Raw genomic sequence first — 19,618 nt, 5'->3', positions numbered from 1 at the left:
CACCCTGTCCATTGGTATGCACACAAAGAGAACATAGCTATGAAACGGATTCTTCTCGGTACTCTCTTCACCGCTGTATCCATCAACGCCATGGCTCAGGCGCCAGGCGGTCCGGACTGCGGTTGGGGCAACATGCTGTTCGAAGGTCAGCGTGGCACCCCGGCACACTTCCTGGCATCCACCACCAACGGCACTTCCGGTAACGCAACGTTCGGTATGACCTCCGGTACCAACGGTTGCTCGACCAATGCGTCGCTGACCTATGGCGGCAAATCCTGGATCGCCATGAATGGCATGATGAACGAGCTGTCCGAAGACATGGCTAAAGGTCAGGGCGAAGCGCTGACCACTTACGCCGTGGTACTGGGCGTGGCGCCGGAAGACCGTGCGCACTTCGCCGCTGTGACTCATCAGCACTTCCAGCAAATCTTCAGCAAAGCTGACGTGACCGCTGATGACGTGCATACCAACACCCTGGCCGTGCTGAAAAGCGACCCGCGTCTGGCCAAGTACGCCACTCAAGCTTAAGCTCGATCCACCCCGCTCCTTTTGGGGAGCGGGTTTTGTTTTTTGACCTGTCGTGCTTTGGGTCTTTCCTCCGATCTCTTTTTTTTCGAAAAGCTAAGTTGCTCACTATGCTCAAACGCCTTGCCTGGCTGGCGCTCTGTGTCTGCGCCCCGCTGTCCGCCGCGCCACATATCGACAATCAACGTTTGCAGCAACTGGCCAACGACCCCTTCTGGATTTCCCTGGGGCATTACGAAACCGCCAAGCTCGGTGGCTGGCGCAGCTATGTCAGCGACAAGAAATTCTTTCTCACCCCCGATGGCAACGAACACCCCGACCGTGAACTGGCGGCGACCGTGCAGGCACTGTATGCCCCGGCCAGCGCCGGCGAGCAGCATGCCCAATGCGTCTATCCGGCCCGCGCCCGCTGGCTCAAGGCGCAACTGGCGCTCAGCGATATGCCGACACCGGACTGCGCCGAGTTCAAGCAATGGTTCAAGGATGTTGCGCCCCACAGCGCGGTAATGATTTTCCCGGCGGCCTACCTGAACAGTCCATCGTCGATGTTTGGTCACACCTTGCTGCGCATCGATCAGGCCAATGTGCAGAGTGACAAGACATCGCTACTCAGTTACGCGATCAACTTCGGCGCCTACATCGAAGGTTCGGACAACAGCATTCTGTACGCCTGGAAAGGTCTGATGGGTGGCTATCCCGGGCTGTTCGCGTTGGTGCCGTATCAGGAAAAGCTCTCGGAATACCGTAGCCTCGAGAACCGCGATCTGTGGGAATACCGCCTGAACCTGACGCAGCAGGAAACCGAGCGCATGGTCGAGCACGTCTGGGAACTCAAGCAGATCCAGTTCGACTACTTCTTCTTCGACGAAAACTGTTCCTACCGCCTGCTTGAACTGCTGCAAGTGGCGCGACCGAACCTGCAGTTGACCGAGCAATTCCCGTTGACCGCTATCCCTACCGACACGGTCAAAGCGGTGAAAGAAGCCGGACTGGTGCAATCGATCGAGTATCGCCCGTCCCGTGAGCGTGAACTGCTAAGCCGTGCCGAGCCATTAACCGTTGAAGAGCAGGAGTGGGTGCTGAACGTCAGTGCCGACCAGACACAATTGCAGACTCCGGCGTTCAAGGCTCTACCTCGCGACCGCCAGGCGTTGATCATCGATGCGGCTTATCGTCTGGAGCGTTATCGCGCCAACGGTCAGGAGCGTGACCCGCAACGGGCTCAACGCAGTTTCGAATTGCTGCGCGCAATCAATCAAAACCCGCCCCCGGAGCTGGAAATTCCGCAACCCGGCTTGCCCGAGGACGGTCACGAATCCCGCACCTGGCAGGCCGGCATCGGCACTCGAGGCGACAAGGCCTTCGGCGAATATGGCCTGCGCATGGCCTATCACGACCTCAATGACAACATGGAAAGCTTCCCCCTCGGCGCGCAGATCGAAATTCTGCAGATGAAGCTGCGCCAATACGAAGGTAATGACTGGCAGTTGCAGCAACTGGACCTGGCGACCATCCGCTCGCTGACGCCTCGCAATGAATTGTTGCAGCCGCTGTCATGGCAAGTCACCGGCGGCCTGGAGCGCGTACCGGGCAAGCATGATGATGAAACCCTGGTCAGCCATGTCAATGGCGGTGGCGGCGGGACCTGGCAGCTGGGTGATGACATGCTCGGTTTCGCCTTGGGCACCGTGCGTGTGGAGCATAACAACGACTTCGCGGGTTTCATCGCCCCGGCGGCAGGCTTCAACAGCGGCCTGCTATGGAAAAACCCGCTGGGCAATTTCAGCCTGGAAGCCAAGGGTGATTACTTCACCAATGGCGAAGTGCGCCGCAGCATGAGCCTGAATCAGCAGTGGGAACTGTCGCGCAATCTGGGTGTGCGCCTGAGCGCCCAGCGCGAATTCAGCCACCTGGCTTCGCCCGAAAACGAAGTGATGCTTGAGGTGAAGTGGTATCACTATTGATCTGCCCCCTGTGGGAGCGAGCCTGCTCGCGATGAGACCATCACATTCAACATCCATGCTGCCTGTTCCACCGCCATCGCGAGCAGGCTCGCTCCCACAAGGGATTTGCGCCCACAGATTAATCACAAGCCTTTCACATACACCCGACAAATCCGCTTCTAAACTTCCCTTATAGGCCGTTGAACGGTCCAGGAGTCCGGGATGTGGCGTTGCGTGGCTGTATTGGGGTTGTTGGTAGTGATAACGGGGTGCGAGTCGACCCACGAGGATCTGATCGCCAAGGGTTATCCGCCGGCATTCGCCGATGGCTTCGATGACGGTTGCAGCAGTGGCCGGCAAGCCGCTGGGGCGATCACCGGTGAGTTTCGCAAAAATGTCCCGCGTTACCTCAAGGACAAGCCATACGCCGAAGGCTGGACCGATGGCTTCCGTCAGTGCCAGGCCATGCGTGAAAACGAGGATCGTAACGAGTACAAGGACCGCCATTGGGACGAGCGCGAACGGGCCTGGCAACAAGAGAAAGACAGGGACGCCGCGCGAGCCTATCGCTCGCAATAAGTCGTTTACAGACATTCGTCGAAACTTAATGCCTGCGACCATGGCCCAAACCCTATAACGGGAGAACAGCATGAGTCGCGCCTTCGTCAATGAAGATAACGCCGCCGCGCAAGCCGATCAGCCAGTCGAACGGCAGGTCAGCGCGCAGCCCAATTACGTCACGCCAGCGGGCCTGGCGCAGCTTCAGGCAAAAGTTGCCGAGCTGCAAAGCCTGCTTGATCAGGAAAGCGCCAAAGGCGAACTGGCCGATAAGCAGCGCCAGGCCGACCTCGATCGCGACTGGCGCTATTTCAAGCAGCGCCTGCAAAGCGCCCAGGTGGTCGCACAAGCCTCCTCGACCGACAAAGTGCAGATCGGCAACTGGGTGACCTTTGCCGACGAACACGATCATGAGCAGCGCGTGCAATTGGTCGGAGAAGACCAGGCGGATGCCACCCATGGCTTGATCAATTGGAGCTCGCCACTGGGGCGGGCGTTGCTCGGGGCGCAGGTGGGTGATGAAGTGCTGTGGAAGCGACCGGCGGGGGATTTGGTGATTGAGGTGTTGGCCATAGAGATTGGATGATCTCCAGGCCGCCTTCGCGAGCAAGCTCGCTCCCACAGGGGATTTGTATTGGCAACAAATCTTCAGCTCACTGAAAGATCAAATGTGGGAGCGAGCCTGCTCGCGATAGCCGCGCCGCGGTCTTACTGAACACCCATAAAAAACGGAGCCCCGAAGGCTCCGTTTTTTCTATGCGACCAACCTGAAATCAGGCCAGTTTCTTGTGCCGTACCCGGTGCGGCTGGGAAGCCGCTTCGCCGAGGCGTTTCTTGCGATCGGCTTCGTACTCGGTGTAGTTGCCTTCGAAGAACACCGCTTGCGAGTCGTCTTCGTACGCCAGGATGTGAGTCGCGACGCGGTCAAGGAACCACCGATCGTGAGAGATCACAATGGCGGCGCCCGGGAAGTCCAGCAAGGCCTCTTCCAGGGAACGCAGGGTTTCAACGTCGAGGTCGTTGGACGGTTCGTCGAGCAGCAGGACGTTGCCGCCCTCTTTCAGGGTCAGGGCCAGGTGCAAGCGACCACGCTCACCACCGGACAGGTCCTTGACGAACTTCTGCTGATCGCCGCCCTTGAAGTTGAAGCGACCAACGTAGGTGCGCGACGGGATCTCGTAGTTGCCGATGCGAATCTGGTCGGAACCATCGGAGATCTGCTGGAACACGGTCTTGCTGCCATCCAGGTCTTCACGGCTCTGGTCGACGCACGCCAGTTGCACGGTTTCGCCGACTTCGATGGAGCCCGAATCCGGTGTTTCCTTGCCCATCAGCATGCGGAACAGGGTCGATTTACCGGCACCGTTACCGCCGATCACGCCAACGATGGCGCCTTTAGGCATGGAGAACGACAGGTTGTCGATCAACACGCGATCGCCGTAGCCCTTGCTGACGTTCTTGAACTCGATGACCTTGTCGCCCAGACGCGGACCGGCCGGAATGTAGATCTCGTTGGTTTCGCTGCGCTTCTGGAATTCCTGCGATTGCATTTCTTCGAAGCGTTGCAGACGAGCCTTGGATTTGGACTGGCGGGCCTTGGCGCCTTTGCGCACCCATTCCAGCTCTTCCTTCATGGCCTTTTCGTGAGCCGACTGCTGCTTGGATTCGGCCGCCAGACGATCGGACTTGGCTTCGAGCCAACCCGAATAGTTGCCCTCGTACGGGATACCGGCGCCGCGGTCGAGCTCGAGGATCCAGCCGGCGACGTTGTCCAGGAAGTAACGGTCGTGCGTGATCGCAACCACAGTGCCCGGGAAATCGTGCAGGAAGTGCTCCAGCCAGGCGACGGAATCGGCGTCCAGGTGGTTGGTCGGTTCGTCGAGCAGCAGCATGTCCGGTGCGGACAGCAGCAGGCGGCACAGGGCCACACGACGTTTTTCACCACCGGACAGGACTTCGACCTTGGCATCCCACGCTGGCAGGCGCAGCGCATCGGCGGCGACTTCCAGTTGGCGATCCAGGTTGTGACCGTCGCTGGCTTGCAGGATGGCTTCAAGCTTGGCCTGTTCTGCCGCCAGTTTGTCGAAGTCGGCATCCGGTTCAGCGTAGGCCGCGTAAACCTCGTCCAGACGCGCCTGAGCGTCCTTGATCACGCTGACAGCTTCCTCGACCACTTCACGCACGGTCTTGGTCGGGTCCAGGATCGGTTCTTGCGGCAGGTAGCCAATATTCAGGTCCGGCATCGGACGGGCTTCACCGTCGAACTCTTTATCGACGCCCGCCATGATTTTCAGCAGCGTGGACTTACCCGAACCGTTGAGACCGAGTACGCCGATCTTGGCGCCTGGGAAGAACGACAGCGAAATGTTTTTCAGGATTTCCCGCTTCGGCGGAACAACTTTGCCCAGCCGATGCATGGTGAAGACGTATTGAGCCATGGAGAACCTTGGGTCAGTGACTGATGAATGATTGGAGCGCAGGCGATGCCCGGCCAGGCCATGCGCGTCGTTCGTTTGATGGGTATCAAAGCGTGCGCGCTGAAAAAAACCTGATTCTAGGAGCTGGAACGCTCCCGCGTAACCGGCAAAGCTACCTTATTGATAGGAGGCAGTCCAGCCGAGTGGGGCTGGCACTTCGCCACAACTCAAGGCATGCTAGCCGCCCTTCGGGCGTCCGGCTTATAGTGCACGTCGCGCCAGTCCAGCCAAACCGCAGGATTACAGTTTGTCTAATGTCTCTCCGCCATCGTCCGTGAGCGCACTCAATCCTGCGACCGGCTCGCCCCTGCGCGGAACCTTGAAGGGCGCGCTGGCAACCCTCGTGCTGTTGCTGCTCGCACTGCTGTTCTGGCAGCTGCTGGATCAGCTTCGCGAAACCCAGAAAAACCAGCGCCAGTACACCATCGACTACTCCGCCGATCTGGCTGCGCAAGTCAGCCTCAACATGGCGCTCAATGCCCAGATCGCCCTCAACCTGCTACCGATCATCGAACAACCACAAAGTCCCGACGAACAGCAGGCATTGCTGCGTAAACTGCAACAATCGCTGCCCGATCTGCGCAGCCTGGCGTTGCTCAGTCCCTCCGGAAAAATCCTCAGCGACAGCGCCGCCGACAGCCAGGACGCCAGTTACCTCGGCGAACTGGTTCAGCGTAGCCGCGCCCAGGCCCACTATTTCAGCAATGCTGACGACGGCTCAGTGGTGCATCTGCTCCTGCATCAAGCCAGCGGCAGCAGCCGCGGTTATTGGGCCCTGCGTCTGACACCGACGTTTTTCTCCTCATTGACCAAGCAGGGCGACGCCGGCATCCGCCCCCTGTGGCTGGTGGAAAACCGTATCAATCATCAGATCATCAGCCGCGATGACACCCAGCCCTCGGCCAAACCGGCCGTGCTGACAGCCGACGAACTGGCCAACAGTGTGCTGACAGTCCCTCTGAGCAGCAGCGACTGGCAATTGCGCGGGTTGTTCGACCGCCAACAGGTGCTCGAACAACTGCTGCCGGCGTTCATCGGCAAATGCCTGCTGGGCCTGGCCTTTTCGCTGTTACCGTTCATCGCTCTGCTGAGCATTCGTCGCCGTCAACGCCTGTTGCATGAAGGCCGCCGACGCTATCAGGACATTTTCGAAGGTACCGGCGTTGCGCTGTGCGTGCTCGACCTGTCCGGACTCAAAAGTTTTTTCGACAAGGCTCAACTCAACAGCAGCGAGCAGTTGAAGGCCTGGCTCCAGACACCGGAGCAACGCCAGCAACTGCTGCAGGAACTGCGCATCACCGAGGTCAACCAGGTTGCCCTGCAATTGCTCAACGTCAATTCCTGCGATCAAGCCTGGAAACTGCTGATCAACGGCTGCCCATTGGACTGCACGGCCATCGGCAATCAAGTGCTCGAAGCGGTGCTGCACCAGCAAAAACAGCTTGAGCTGGAAATCAAACTCCAGGACGCCAATGGCCGCGACCAGCATTTGTGGCTGGTGCTGCGTCTGCCGGAAGATCAGGCCGACTACAAAGCGGTGATCCTGAGCATCAGTGACATCACCAGTCGCAAGCTCATCGAATTGTCGCTGCTGGAGCGTGAAGGGTTCTGGTCCGACGTGGTGCGCACCGTGCCGGATCATCTGTATGTGCAGGATGTGGTCAGCCAGCGGATGATCTTCAGCAACCATCACCTGGGGCAAACGCTGGGTTACAACCGCACCGAACTGCACCAGATGGGCGAGTACTTCTGGGAAATCCTGTTGCACCCCGAGGATGCCGACTACTACCACCGATCACGCCAGTCCCAACGTCACGCGGGTTACACCCAACTGATGCAATGCCAGCTGCGTTTCCGCCATCGCGATGGCAAATGGCGGCGTTTCGACATTCGCGAACAGGCCCTGGCGCGGGACAAACACGATCAGGTCACGCGCATCATCGGCGTGGCCAAAGACATCACCGAACAGATCGAAGCCAGTGAGTCCCTGCGCGACAGCGAGCAGCGTTACCGGATGCTCGCCGAAAGCATCAGCGACGTGATTTTCTCCACCGACAGCAAGATGTCGCTCAATTACGTCAGCCCCTCGGTGCAAGCCGTGCTGGGTTTCGACGCCGACTGGATATTCCAGAACGGCTGGCAATCGACCATCGCCAATCCACAACAACTGACCGGCATCTACAGCCTGATGGACCGGGTCAGCAAAGCGCTGGATAAACCCGAACAACTGGCGCTGCTGCGCAGTCAGGTGCAGACCCAGCTATTTCTGTTCGACTGCCTGCGGGCCGACGGACGCAAGATTCCCATCGAGCTGCGTCTGGTGCTGGTCTGGGACGAACACGGTGCCTTTGAAGGTGTGCTCGGGGTCGGCCGCGACATCAGCCAGCAACGTCGGGCCGAAAAAGACCTGCGCATGGCGGCCACGGTATTCGAGCACTCGACCTCGGCGATTCTGATCACTGACCCGGCGGGCTATATCGTCCAGGCCAACGAAGCGTTCAGTCGCGTAAGCGGCTACGCGGTGGCCCAGGTCCTCGACCAGTTGCCGAATATGCTCACCGTCGATGAGCAGCAGGAAGCCCATCTGCGCTATGTGCTCAAGCAATTGCATCAGCACAGCACCTGGGAAGGCGAAGTCTGGCTCAAACGACGCAATGGCGAGCATTACCCGGCCTGGGTCGGGATTACCGCGGTACTCGACGATGAAGGCGACCTGGCCAGCTACGTGTGTTTCTTCAGCGACATCAGCGAGCGCAAAGCCAGCGAGCAACGGATTCACCGGCTCGCCTATTACGACGCCTTGACCCACCTGCCCAACCGCACGCTGTTCCAGGATCGCCTGCACACCGCACTGCAATCGGCTGAGCGGCAGAAGTCCTGGGTAGTGCTGATGTTCCTCGACCTGGACCGTTTCAAGCCGATCAACGACTCCCTGGGCCACGCCGCCGGCGACCGCATGCTCAAGGAAATGGCCACGCGCCTGCTTGGTTGCGTCGACGATGACGACACCGTGGCACGCATGGGTGGTGATGAGTTCACTTTGCTGCTGCAACCGCGGGTCAACCGGGAGATCGCGTTGAACCGGGCGATTCACGTGGCCGAACAGATCCTCGCCAGCCTGGTGAAACCGTTCGTGCTCGAAGGCCGCGAGTTCTTTGTCACCGCCAGTATCGGCATCGCCCTGAGCCCTCAGGACGGCAGCGAACTCAGTCAGTTGATGAAGAACGCCGACACCGCGATGTACCACGCCAAGGAGCGTGGCAAGAACAACTTCCAGTTCTATCAGGCCGACATGAACGCCAGTGCCCTGGAGCGTCTGGAGCTGGAAAGCGACTTGCGCCATGCCCTGGAGCAAAATGAATTCGTGCTGTACTACCAGCCGCAATTCAGCGGCGATGGCAAACGCCTGACCGGTGCCGAAGCCCTGCTGCGCTGGCGTCACCCACGACGTGGCCTGGTACCGCCCGGGGATTTCATTCCCGTGCTCGAAGAGCTCGGGCTGGTGGTGGACGTCGGCGACTGGGTGATCAGCGAAGCCTGCCGTCAGCTCAAGACCTGGCATCAAACCAAAGTCCGGGTGCCGAAGGTTTCGGTGAACATTTCGGCCCGGCAGTTCTCCGACGGTCAGCTCGGCACGCGGATCGCCACCATCCTCAAGGAAACCGGCCTGCCACCGGCGTGCCTGGAGCTGGAGTTGACTGAAAGTATTCTGATGCGCGAAGTCAGCGAAGCGATGCACATCCTCGCCGGGTTGAAAAACCTTGGCCTGAGCATTGCGGTCGACGACTTCGGCACCGGTTATTCATCGCTCAACTACCTCAAGCAATTCCCGATCGACGTGCTGAAAATCGACCGCACCTTCGTCGATGGCCTGCCCTCGGGTGAACAGGACGCGCAAATTGCCCGGGCGATCATCGCCATGGCCCACAGCCTCAATCTGGCGGTGATCGCCGAAGGCGTGGAAACCCACGAGCAGCTCGACTTCCTGCGTGAGCATGGTTGCGATGAGGTTCAGGGGTATCTGTTTGGCCGGCCGATGCCGGCGAGCCGGTTTGAGGCGCAGTTCAGCAATGATGCGCTATTCATGTTCGACTGAAGATATGTAGTGAGGCTGCTGGCCTCATCGCGGGCAAGCCCGCTCCCACAGGGATTTGCGGATAATCAGATATCTTTGGCTGACACCGACTCTTGTGGGAGCTGGCTTGCCTGCGATGAGGCCCGTACAGGCACCGCATATCTGGTCATGAAGCCCACTTGTCTGCGACATGATGTCCTTTCATATGCCATCTAAAAGCGGTTGGGTTAGAATGCCCCCCTTTTCTGCCCCGATCCTTGAGGACCGCCATGTTCAGCCGTGATTTGACTATTGCCAAGTACGACGCCGACCTTTTTGCCGCCATGGAGCAAGAAGCTCAGCGCCAGGAAGAACACATCGAGCTGATCGCTTCGGAAAACTACACCAGCCCTGCGGTGATGGAAGCTCAAGGCTCGGTACTGACCAACAAGTACGCCGAAGGTTATCCGGGCAAGCGCTACTACGGTGGTTGCGAGTTCGTCGACGTGGTTGAGCAACTGGCCATCGACCGTGCCAAAGAACTGTTCGGCGCCGATTACGCCAACGTTCAGCCACACGCCGGCTCCCAAGCCAACAGCGCCGTTTACCTGGCCCTGCTGCAAGCGGGCGACACCATCCTGGGCATGAGCCTGGCCCACGGCGGTCACCTGACCCACGGTGCCAGCGTTTCGTCCTCCGGCAAGCTGTACAACGCTGTTCAGTACGGTATCGATGCCAACGGCCTGATCGACTACGACGAAGTCGAGCGTCTGGCGGTCGAGCACAAGCCAAAAATGATCGTGGCCGGTTTCTCTGCCTACTCGCAGATCCTCGACTTCCCGCGCTTCCGCGAAATCGCTGACAAAGTCGGTGCCTACCTGTTCGTCGACATGGCTCACGTGGCCGGTCTGGTCGCCGCTGGCGTCTACCCGAACCCGGTTCCATTCGCTGACGTCGTGACCACCACCACGCACAAGACCCTGCGCGGTCCACGTGGCGGCCTGATCCTGGCTCGCGCCAACGCCGACATCGAGAAGAAGCTGAACTCCGCCGTATTCCCGGGCGCCCAAGGTGGCCCGCTGGAGCACGTGATCGCTGCCAAGGCGATCTGCTTCAAGGAAGCGCTGCAGCCTGAGTTCAAGGCCTACCAGCAACAAGTGGTGAAAAACGCCCAGGCCATGGCCGGCGTGTTCATCGAGCGCGGTTTCGACGTGGTGTCGGGCGGTACTCAGAACCACCTGTTCCTGCTGTCGCTGATCAAGCAGGAAATCTCCGGTAAAGACGCCGACGCCGCTCTGGGCAAAGCGTTCATCACCGTGAACAAGAACTCGGTACCGAACGATCCACGCTCCCCGTTCGTCACCTCCGGTCTGCGTTTCGGTACACCGGCAGTGACCACTCGCGGCTTCAAGGAAGCAGAGTGCAAAGAGCTGGCCGGCTGGATCTGCGACATCCTGGCAGATCTTTCCAACGAAGCGGTGATCGACGCCGTTCGTGAGAAAGTCAAAGCCATCTGCAAGAAGCTGCCGGTGTACGGCGCTTAATTGCCCCGCTAAACCGCAGTAATGAAAAAACCGGTCAGTGATGGCCGGTTTTTTTTCGTCCGCCATAAAGATCAAAAGATCAAAAGATCGCAGCCTTCGGCAGCTCAGAGGTTGTGTACATTCGTGAAATCATGGGTGTACGCGGTTTTTGTAGATACCGTCTTGAACCTCACCGAGCAAGCGCAAGTTTCGGGTCATAAGGCTGGCCCGATTTGAGCACGCCATAAACGAAGTGCAGCAGCTTGCGCATCGCTGCACAAATGATCTGCTTGGGGGCCTTGCCGTTGGCCTTCAGGCGGTCTTTCATGGCTTTGATCGCCTCATTGTGTTGCAAGGCCACCAGGCCTGGCATGTAGAGGCCCGCGCGCACACGCACTGAGCCGATTTTTGAAATCGTAGTGCGCCCCTTGAGCAGGCCCGAGTCGTGAAGCTTCGGGTTCAGCCCTGCGGCAGCAACCAGTTTGCGAGGATCGTCATACTTGCGCAGGTCGCCCAGTTCGGCCAGCAGCCGCTCAATCGTTTTTTCCCCGATACCATCAATGGTCACGATCAAATTACGCATCTCGCGCATATCCGGGTCGTCGTCGATATGTTTTTTGATCGCCTTGTGGGTTTCGGCGATTTCCTTTTCGATATGGTGCAGCACCGAGTTGATCGAGGCTTTAACCTTTTCATCGGACACGTCCAGACGATTACGCTCCATTTGCTCCATCTCTTGGAGATCGTCCAGGCGGCGCACCAAGGCTTTCAACTGGCGATACTTGAGCGGCTCCGGAGCCCAAAGCTGAAGCTTCTCACTCTTTTCGCGGGCGAAGTCAGCGATCAGTTTGGCATCGCTTTTATCGGTTTTGATCCGACGCAATTCACTGCCAGCGTAGGCATGGGTCGTGGCCGGATTGACCACACAAACCCGATAACCTTTGTTGTAGACGAACTCGGCTAACTCCAGGTGATAAACGCTGGTGGCTTCCATCACGATCAGCGCCGAAGGTTCGACCTGCTTCTGCAACCAGGCTTCAAATTCCTTGAAACCCTTGGGGTCGTTGGCCAGTTTGGCCTTGGTTTTGTGTTTGCCGTTTGGCAGATGAGTGGCGATATCAAAGGTGTTTTTAGCGACATCGACACCGACAAAACTGGACATAAGCGTCTCTCCATTGATCCGTTTTCGATCATCACTGCACTCTGTCCAACCTTGTGAATGCGGGCTCTCGCCAAAGACGGGCCCAAGATACCGTTCGAACTGTACGAGTGAGTGTGGAGGGTTGGAGCACAATCTACATCACAGGCAAAAAGCCTAAGGAGCTGCACGGCTTCCAGGTCCCTCCCTCGATGATCAGTCGAGAACTATCGCTCCTGACGGAGCGATAGTCGAGATACAAGGAGCTGCCGAAGGCTGCGATCTTTTGATCTTGATCCGCATCTCCTACGCGGCTTTGGCCACTGGTCAGACCGGTCATGCCAATTTTTCTATATCCACTTGTAATCCTGAAAAAACCCAGCGTAGACTGCGCCTGCACTGGACATACCGGTAAGACCACAATAATTAAGTCCTGAATCTGATGCGCATCGCGCACGGCAGCCAGGACACCGACCAGGATTCCTCCCATGCTCAGATGGTGCTCGCGTTCAATCTTCCTTCAAGTGGTTCTCGGACTGGTGCTCGGCATCGTCTGCGGGCTGACCCTTCCCGAATACTCCGCCCAACTCAAACCTCTCGGCGACGGTTTCATCAAACTGATCAAGATGCTTATTGGTCTGATCGTGTTCTGCGTGGTGGTCAGCGGCATCAGCGGTGCCGGCGACTTGAAGAAGGTCGGACGCATCGGCCTGAAATCGGTGATCTACTTCGAAATACTGACCACCATCGCCTTGGTGATCGGCCTGGTGTTCGCCTTCACGACCGGCATTGGCAGCGGCGCGAACATCCATCTGGAGCAGCTCTCCACTGCTGATATGGGCGACATCGCCCAGCGCGGTCAGCATATGCAAACCACCGCGCAGTTCCTGATGAACCTGATCCCGACTTCGGTGATAGGCGCCTTTGCCGACAACAACATTCTGCAAGTCCTGTTGTTTTCGGTGCTGTTTGGCAGCGCACTTAACCTGGTGGGCGAAGCGGCATCGGGTATTTCCCGGTTGATCAACGAACTCAGCCACGTAATCTTCCGCATCATGGGCATGATCGTGCGTCTGGCGCCGATCGGCGTGTTCGGCGCCATCGCTTTCACCACCAGCAAATATGGCCTGGATTCGCTGCAGCACCTGGGCAGCCTGGTCGGTCTTTTCTACATGACCTGTGTAGCGTTCGTGGCATTGATTCTCGGCCTGGTGATGCGCCTCTCGGGCCTGAAGATGTGGCCGCTGCTCAAGTACCTGCGTGAAGAACTGCTGATCGTCATGGGCACCGCTTCTTCCGACGCCGTGCTGCCACAAATCATGCGCAAGCTTGAGCATCTGGGCATCGGCAGCTCCACGGTCGGGCTGGTGATTCCGACCGGGTACTCGTTCAACCTGGATGGTTTTTCGATCTACCTGACCCTGGCCATTGTGTTCATCGCCAATGCCACCGGCACGCCGCTGGCCATGACTGACCTGCTGACGATTCTGCTGGTGTCGCTGATCACCTCCAAAGGTGCCCACGGGATTCCCGGTTCAGCACTGGTGATTCTTGCGGCAACCCTGACGGCGATCCCGGCGATTCCGGTGGTCGGCCTGGTGCTGGTATTGGCAGTGGACTGGTTCATGGGCATCGGCCGGGCGCTGACCAACCTGATCGGCAACTGCGTCGCCACGGTGGCTATCGCCCGTTGGGAAAAGGACATCGATATCCAGCGAGCGAACAAAGTGCTTTCCGGTCAGGTGGGTTATACCTTCCAGCCCAGGAAACCGGTGGTCCCGGCGCATCAGCAGGAATTTTAAACTACCTGTGCCTGCCCAAGGTCAGGCACATTTATCACGACTTGGAGCGAACAGTGATTACCTCGTCAACCGTTGTAAATTCGGTGGTGGAAAAACTTCGGGCCGCCCTGGCCCGCGGTCAGTGGCGCTCCGGCGAGATGCTGCCGGGCCAGCGTGAACTGGCCGAGCAACTGGGCATTAGCCGCCCGAGCCTGCGCGAAGCGGTCATCGTGCTGGAAACCCTCGGGCTGGTGCGCTCCATGCCGGGCAAAGGCGTGGTGGTGCTGGAAGCCAATCTCAGCGACAGCCAAAGCCACGACAGCGCGGTGGCCGGGGCCAGCCTGGAAGATGTGCTGCAACTGCGCTACACCCTCGAACCCTTCATCGTCGGCCTGGTTGCACAATCCATCAGCAGCAAGGAAGTCGGGCAACTGCGCCTGACCCTGATGGACATGCGCGAAGCCCTGGAGGCCAACGACAGCGAAGCCGGGGTCAGCGCCTACATCGCGTTCCACGAAGAACTGTTCACCCTGACCTCGAACCCGATCTTCCAGAGCGTTGTGCAGCAGACCAGCAACGCCCTCAAACAAAGCGCCGAGGTGCTACGCAACTCGCCAGAGCATCTGGCTGAACGCCTTGAAGAAAACGAAGCCGTGGTGCGGGCCATTCGCAGCAAAAACAGCGCCCAGGCCAGCGCCGAGATGCGTCGGCACATCCTGCGCGAAGGCCAGCGGATGGGCATCGAATTGAACATTCCGGATGACCACCTCGGCAGTTGACCCCCTCTTCGAACTGGAGACAGGCCATGAACAGCTTCGCCTCACCACAGATATTCACTGCCCTGCCCTTCTCCCGAACCGACACCGGGAAACTGCCGGTGGATGATCTCTATTCACGGATCTTCGACGCCATTCTCGAACAGCGCATCCATGCAGCCAGTCGTTTTACCGAAGACAGCCTGGCGCAGATGTTCAGCGCTCGACGCAGTGAGATTCGTGGCGTGCTGACGCAGTTGTCCCATCAGCAGATCATTATCCTTCGCACCCACCATCGCCCCCGAGTCGCCGCGCCCGATGTCGAGCAGATTCGCCAGACGCTGCATGCCCGACGACTGACCGAGATTACGCTGGTTCGACTGGCCTGCCAGCAACCTCACCCGCAAGACTTGAAACGCCTGCGCGCCTTGATCGACAGCGAACGCCAATGCACAGCACGTGGTCCGGTCATTCGATTGTCAGGGGAATTTCATCTGCAACTGGCCGAAATGGCGGGGAACGCACCGTTGGCGTATTTTCTTGGCTCTCTGGTGCCGCTGACTTCGCTGGCGATTGCGCGGTATGACGCGCTGACAGGTGATTATTGCGGATGGCGGGAGCACGCGGAGATTGTTGATGCAGTGGAGCGTGAGGATGTTACGACGGCCGAAATGTTGATGAACCGGCGTCTGGATCATCTTGAGGAGGCACTGCTGAACTCCGGTAATATCCCCAGCCTGGATTGTTGTGTTGCCGGTTAAATCCCTATCGCGGGCAAGCCCGCTCCCACAGGTTCACCGCTGACCTTGTGAGAGCGGGCTTGCCCGCGATGGCGTCAACACTGACCCTACAAACGTTTCAGCCTGCCGCCACCCGCGCAAACCCCTCACGAATCTTCTCTTCCGGCAAATCATCGGCAATAAACACGATCACGCTTTCCCGCGCCTCATCGTCCGCCCACTCGGTATCCCAATCGAAACCGTACAACTTCAGCACCCCTTGGAACACCATGCGCCGCGGTTCGCCAAGGATGTTCAAAACACCTTTGTAGCGCAGCAATTGCTTGCCGTGGTCTTCCAGCAGTTCGTTCATGAACTCACTGAGTTTGTCGATATCCAGCGGCTTGTCGGTGCGCAACACCAGACTGGAAATGCGATCGATGGAGGGCGACTTGCTCACCGGGCGCAAACTCACGCCACCACCGAGGTCGGCATTGAGGTTGAAGCCGCGCACGTCGAGCAGTTCGGCCAGATCAATCTTGCCGTGGTCGACCACGCGGATTGGCGCGCGACGGTTGATGCGCGTCAGACGCTCGCTGAGGGCGGTGAAGGTCGGCTCGTCCACCAGATCCCGCTTGCTCACCAGCAAGCGGTCGGCAAAGCCGATCTGTGCCTGGGCGATGGTCTGGGTCAGGTGCAGGTCGGCGTGGGCCGCGTCCACCAGGGTGATGATGCCGTCGAGGATGTAGCGCTCGCGCAGTTCTTCGTCGATGAAAAAGGTTTGTGCCACCGGGGCCGGGTCGGCCAAGCCGGTGCATTCGATCACCAGACGATCGAAGGCGATTTCGCCGCTGTCCAGGCGTTCGAGCAGCAGGTACAGCGCTTTGGTCAAATCGGTGTGGATGGTGCAGCAGACGCAGCCGTTGGACAGCGTCATCACTTGCACCGGCTCGTCGCCCAACAGCTGGGTGTCGATGCCGGCGTCACTGAATTCGTTTTCGATCACGGCGATTTTCAGGCCGTGCTCGGCTTTGAGCAGGTGGCGCAGCAGCGTGGTTTTGCCAGCGCCGAGGAAGCCGCTGAGAATCGTGACTGGGATGGGAGAGGACAACTGGAATCTCCTGTTTCACAAAATTAGAAATCAACACAAAAACAAATGTGGGAGCTAGCCTGCTAGCGATGGCGGACTGTCAATCAACAGTGATGTTGAATGTTCAGGCGCCATCGCTAGCAGGCTAGCTCCCACAGGGATTGCTATTAACCCGACAACCGGGTCAACAGCACTTCGGCCCACCCTTGCCACCGTAACGGGCTTCCTGACGTTCGCGAAAGAACATCTCGTAGCTCATCACCGGTTTGTCCGGGTGTTTGGTTTGCATATGCTCGACGTAGTTGTCGTAGTCGGGCATGCCGACCATCAGGCGCGCGGCCTGACCGAGGTATTTACCGAGGCGACTCAGGTCATTGAACATGGTGCAATCCTCGATTACGCATCCGGCTGAGCCTGGAACGGCGATTCTTTATCCGTACGTTCTTTGGTGCCCCAGGCGGCAATGCCGACCTTAAGCGCATAGAACAGGATGCTGAACACCACGAACAGGAACAGTGCGGTCAGCGTTGCGTTGGTGTAGGCGTTGTAGATCACGTGCTGCATCTGCTCGATGCTCTTGGCCGGGGCCAGAATCTGCCCGTTGGCCAACGCATCGCTGTATTTCTTCGCCAACGACAGGAAGCCGATTGCCGGGTTGGCGTCGAACAGCTTGATGAAGCCTGCGGTGGTGGTGCAGATCAGCAACCACACGGCGGGCAACATGGTGACCCAGATGTAGCGTTGGCGCTTCATTTTTATCAATACGACAGTTGCCAGCATCAGCGCGATACCCGCCAGCATCTGGTTGGAGATGCCGAACAGTGGCCACAAGGTGTTGATCCCGCCCAGTGGGTCGATCACGCCTTGATACAGCAGGTAACCCCACATCGCCACGCAACCGGCGGTTGCGATCAGGTTGGCGGTCCAGGATTCGGTGCGTTTGAGCGCCGGCACGAAGGAGCCGAGCAAGTCCTGCAGCATGAAGCGTCCCGCACGGGTGCCGGCGTCCACCGCCGTCAGGATGAACAGCGCTTCGAACAGGATCGCGAAGTGGTACCAGAACGCCATGGTGTTTTCACCCGGCAGCACACTGTGCAGGATCTGCGCGATACCGACCGCCAGGGTCGGCGCGCCACCGGCACGCGCCAGGATCGTAGTTTCACCGATGTCCTTGGCCACCGCTTGCAGCGCTTCCGGGGTAATTGCAAAACCCCAGCCACTGACAGCTTGTGCCACAGCCACCACGTCACCACCGACGACCGCCGCCGGGCTGTTCATGGCGAAGTACACGCCTGGCTCGATCACCGAAGCGGCCACCATGGCCATGATCGCCACGAAGGACTCCATCAGCATGCCGCCGTAACCGATGTAACGGGCGTTAACCTCGTTATCCAGCAACTTCGGCGTGGTACCGGAGGAGATCAACGCATGGAAACCGGACACCGCGCCACAGGCAATGGTGATGAACAGGAACGGGAACAACCCACCCTTCCACACCGGCCCGGTACCGTCGATGAACTGGGTCAATGCCGGCATTTTCAGCTCGGGCATGGTGATCAGGATGCCGATCGCCAGCGCAACGATGGTGCCGATTTTGAGGAAGGTCGACAGGTAGTCACGCGGCGCCAGAATCAGCCACACCGGTAGTACCGCAGCGACAAAACCGTAGCCAATCAGCATCCAGGTGATCTGGACTCCGGTAAAGCTGAACGCCTTGGCCCACACCGGGTCAGCGGCAATCTGCCCGCCCAGCCAGATCGAACCCAGCAGCAATGCCACGCCGACCACCGAGATTTCACCGATGCGGCCCGGGCGGATGTAGCGCATGTAAATGCCCATGAACATCGCGATCGGGATGGTCGCCATCACCGTGAAAATACCCCACGGGCTTTCGGCCAGGGCCTTGACCACGATCAGCGCCAGCACCGCAAGGATGATGATCATGATCAGGAAGCAGCCAAACAGCGCGATGGTCCCGGGGATGCGGCCCATTTCTTCACGGACCATGTCGCCCAGGGAACGGCCGTTACGGCGGGTGGACATGAACAGGACCATGAAGTCCTGAACCGCACCGGCCAGCACCACGCCGGCAATCAGCCACAGCGTACCGGGCAGGTAGCCCATCTGCGCCGCCAAGACCGGGCCGACCAGCGGCCCCGCGCCAGCGATGGCTGCGAAGTGGTGACCGAAAAGGATGTGTTTGTTGGTCGGCACATAGTCCAGACCGTCATTGTTGAGCACGGCGGGTGTCGCCCGACGCGGATCGAGTTGCATCACGTTGTTAGCGATGAACAGGCTGTAGTAGCGGTACGCGACCAGATAAATGGCCACGGCGGCGACCACAATCCACAAGGCGTTGATCGCCTCGCCTCGGCGCAATGCCACTACGCCCAGGGCGCACGCTCCCAGGATTGCCAGCAGCAGCCAGGGTAGGTGGCGTAGCAGGCTATTATTATTTTTCATTTTATGATTCCAGCCAGAGTGGACAAGAAAGACAGCCATCCGGAGTTTAGCGCTACTGACAGCAAAGGCCATACCCCGACATTGATCCAGGGCCTCGTCTTGGCTGGCAGGCTTTAACAATGCGGGTCTATAGTCAGCGGACATTCAGAGGATTGAGCCATGAGTGACCACCCTGCTGATCGCCGCCGCTTCAAACGTTTTGCGTTCGATGCCCGAACCGAGCTGAGCCAAGGGGAATTCATCTGGCCGGTGAAGTTGATCGACCTGTCGCTCAAGGGGCTGCTTATCGAGAAGCCCGAGCCGTGGCTGGGTAATCCAGACTGGCATTTCCTGGTTGATATTCATCTTAATGAAGACGTAGAGATCAAGATGGATGTGATGTTGACCCACGATGACCATGGTCAACTCGGGTTTGTCTGCAAACACATCAGCCTGGAATCGATTGAACGACTGCGGCGGCTGATTGAGTTCAACCTGGGCGATCCCGAGGAACTGGAGCGCGAATTGGGCGCCCTGATCGAGATCTAGAAACTACCGCAAAACACTGTGGGAGCGGGCTTGCCCGCGATAGCTGATTCAACCGCAACAAATA

Annotated in this window: 15 protein-coding genes; 10 read left to right on the top strand and 5 right to left on the bottom strand. The window is 58.8% G+C overall.

What is annotated here, in order from left to right:
• Nucleotides 1–39 precede the first annotated feature (39 nt).
• From AB7M26_RS09575 to AB7M26_RS09560, 4 genes are all read left to right on the top strand, one after another.
• Nucleotides 40–528, top strand: coding sequence for a DUF3015 domain-containing protein (locus AB7M26_RS09575; RefSeq protein ID WP_007901840.1), 489 nt, complete (start codon nt 40–42; stop codon nt 526–528).
• Nucleotides 529–635: 107 nt separating this feature from the next.
• The gene (locus AB7M26_RS09570; protein WP_123497089.1) at nt 636–2,489 is read left to right on the top strand and encodes an Lnb N-terminal periplasmic domain-containing protein; all 1,854 of its coding nucleotides are present in this window, start codon (nt 636–638) and stop codon (nt 2,487–2,489) included.
• 201 nt (nt 2,490–2,690) lie between these two features.
• A complete protein-coding gene (locus AB7M26_RS09565) occupies nt 2,691–3,047 on the top strand; it encodes a hypothetical protein (protein WP_429374805.1) in 357 nt (118 codons plus the stop codon).
• A gap of 70 nt (nt 3,048–3,117) precedes the next feature.
• Complete coding sequence (locus AB7M26_RS09560; protein ID WP_123497085.1) at nt 3,118–3,612, top strand: GreA/GreB family elongation factor; 495 nt, start codon at nt 3,118–3,120, stop codon at nt 3,610–3,612.
• Between the two features lie 187 nt (nt 3,613–3,799).
• Here AB7M26_RS09560 and ettA read toward each other — a convergent pair whose 3' ends face one another.
• Nucleotides 3,800–5,464 (bottom strand): energy-dependent translational throttle protein EttA, encoded by a 1,665-nt coding sequence (gene ettA, locus AB7M26_RS09555; RefSeq protein ID WP_008072328.1) that lies wholly within the window; start codon nt 5,462–5,464, stop codon nt 3,800–3,802.
• A gap of 286 nt (nt 5,465–5,750) precedes the next feature.
• Here ettA and AB7M26_RS09550 point away from each other — a divergent pair, with 286 nt between their 5' ends.
• Together AB7M26_RS09550 and glyA are read left to right on the top strand one after the other, a co-directional pair.
• Nucleotides 5,751–9,599, top strand: a complete 3,849-nt coding sequence (locus AB7M26_RS09550) for a sensor domain-containing protein (RefSeq protein ID WP_123497083.1) — start codon at nt 5,751–5,753, stop codon at nt 9,597–9,599.
• A 248-nt stretch (nt 9,600–9,847) separates the two neighbouring features.
• On the top strand, nt 9,848–11,101 hold the full coding sequence (glyA, locus tag AB7M26_RS09545; protein WP_007895259.1) for a serine hydroxymethyltransferase: 1,254 nt from the start codon (nt 9,848–9,850) through the stop codon (nt 11,099–11,101).
• A 169-nt stretch (nt 11,102–11,270) separates the two neighbouring features.
• On the opposite strand, the gene AB7M26_RS09540 is transcribed toward glyA, so the two are convergent.
• On the bottom strand, nt 11,271–12,242 hold the full coding sequence (locus tag AB7M26_RS09540; protein ID WP_123501467.1) for an IS110 family RNA-guided transposase: 972 nt from the start codon (nt 12,240–12,242) through the stop codon (nt 11,271–11,273).
• Nucleotides 12,243–12,706: 464 nt separating this feature from the next.
• On the opposite strand from AB7M26_RS09540, the gene AB7M26_RS09535 reads away from it, so the two are divergent.
• From AB7M26_RS09535 to AB7M26_RS09525, 3 genes are read left to right on the top strand one after another with little or no spacing between them, the layout of a single operon-like run.
• Entirely contained in the window at nt 12,707–14,020 is a 1,314-nt protein-coding gene (locus AB7M26_RS09535) for a C4-dicarboxylate transporter DctA (protein ID WP_123498673.1), read from the top strand.
• A 53-nt stretch (nt 14,021–14,073) separates the two neighbouring features.
• Nucleotides 14,074–14,778 (top strand): FadR/GntR family transcriptional regulator, encoded by a 705-nt coding sequence (locus AB7M26_RS09530; RefSeq protein ID WP_008072332.1) that lies wholly within the window; start codon nt 14,074–14,076, stop codon nt 14,776–14,778.
• A gap of 26 nt (nt 14,779–14,804) precedes the next feature.
• Nucleotides 14,805–15,515 (top strand): GntR family transcriptional regulator, encoded by a 711-nt coding sequence (locus tag AB7M26_RS09525; protein WP_123498671.1) that lies wholly within the window; start codon nt 14,805–14,807, stop codon nt 15,513–15,515.
• Between the two features lie 97 nt (nt 15,516–15,612).
• Here the strand turns inward: AB7M26_RS09525 and yjiA are convergent, their stop codons facing one another.
• The 3 genes from yjiA to AB7M26_RS09510 all read right to left on the bottom strand — a co-directional run bounded on the left by yjiA (nt 15,613) and on the right by AB7M26_RS09510 (nt 19,026).
• On the bottom strand, nt 15,613–16,584 hold the full coding sequence (gene yjiA / locus AB7M26_RS09520) for a GTPase (RefSeq protein WP_429388749.1): 972 nt from the start codon (nt 16,582–16,584) through the stop codon (nt 15,613–15,615).
• 163 nt (nt 16,585–16,747) lie between these two features.
• Nucleotides 16,748–16,945, bottom strand: coding sequence for a YbdD/YjiX family protein (locus AB7M26_RS09515; protein ID WP_007895266.1), 198 nt, complete (start codon nt 16,943–16,945; stop codon nt 16,748–16,750).
• Nucleotides 16,946–16,959: 14 nt separating this feature from the next.
• Nucleotides 16,960–19,026: a carbon starvation CstA family protein gene (locus tag AB7M26_RS09510; protein WP_123498667.1), complete on the bottom strand. Its 2,067-nt coding sequence runs from the start codon at nt 19,024–19,026 to the stop codon at nt 16,960–16,962.
• Between the two features lie 159 nt (nt 19,027–19,185).
• Between AB7M26_RS09510 and AB7M26_RS09505 the strand changes: the two genes are divergently transcribed.
• Entirely contained in the window at nt 19,186–19,554 is a 369-nt protein-coding gene (locus AB7M26_RS09505) for a PilZ domain-containing protein (protein WP_123498665.1), read from the top strand.
• The last annotated feature ends 64 nt before the right edge of the window (nt 19,555–19,618 follow it).

This window comes from Pseudomonas sp. F-14 TE3482, from assembly GCF_053629455.1.
This window is presented reverse-complemented; position numbering and strand designations above follow the sequence as displayed.

Excerpts from the sequence above, each read along its gene's own strand:
- AB7M26_RS09515 (WP_007895266.1), bottom strand. The coding sequence starts at position 16,945 with ATGTTCAATGACCTGAGTCGCCTCGGTAAATACCTCGGTCAGGCCGCG.
- ettA (WP_008072328.1), bottom strand. The coding sequence starts at position 5,464 with ATGGCTCAATACGTCTTCACCATGCATCGGCTGGGCAAAGTTGTTCCG.
- AB7M26_RS09505 (WP_123498665.1), top strand. The coding sequence starts at position 19,186 with ATGAGTGACCACCCTGCTGATCGCCGCCGCTTCAAACGTTTTGCGTTC.
- AB7M26_RS09525 (WP_123498671.1), top strand. The coding sequence starts at position 14,805 with ATGAACAGCTTCGCCTCACCACAGATATTCACTGCCCTGCCCTTCTCC.
- AB7M26_RS09575 (WP_007901840.1), top strand. The coding sequence starts at position 40 with ATGAAACGGATTCTTCTCGGTACTCTCTTCACCGCTGTATCCATCAAC.
- glyA (WP_007895259.1), top strand. The coding sequence starts at position 9,848 with ATGTTCAGCCGTGATTTGACTATTGCCAAGTACGACGCCGACCTTTTT.
- AB7M26_RS09560 (WP_123497085.1), top strand. The coding sequence starts at position 3,118 with ATGAGTCGCGCCTTCGTCAATGAAGATAACGCCGCCGCGCAAGCCGAT.
- AB7M26_RS09570 (WP_123497089.1), top strand. The coding sequence starts at position 636 with ATGCTCAAACGCCTTGCCTGGCTGGCGCTCTGTGTCTGCGCCCCGCTG.
- AB7M26_RS09535 (WP_123498673.1), top strand. The coding sequence starts at position 12,707 with ATGCTCAGATGGTGCTCGCGTTCAATCTTCCTTCAAGTGGTTCTCGGA.
- AB7M26_RS09510 (WP_123498667.1), bottom strand. The coding sequence starts at position 19,026 with ATGAAAAATAATAATAGCCTGCTACGCCACCTACCCTGGCTGCTGCTG.
- AB7M26_RS09540 (WP_123501467.1), bottom strand. The coding sequence starts at position 12,242 with ATGTCCAGTTTTGTCGGTGTCGATGTCGCTAAAAACACCTTTGATATC.
- AB7M26_RS09565 (WP_429374805.1), top strand. The coding sequence starts at position 2,691 with ATGTGGCGTTGCGTGGCTGTATTGGGGTTGTTGGTAGTGATAACGGGG.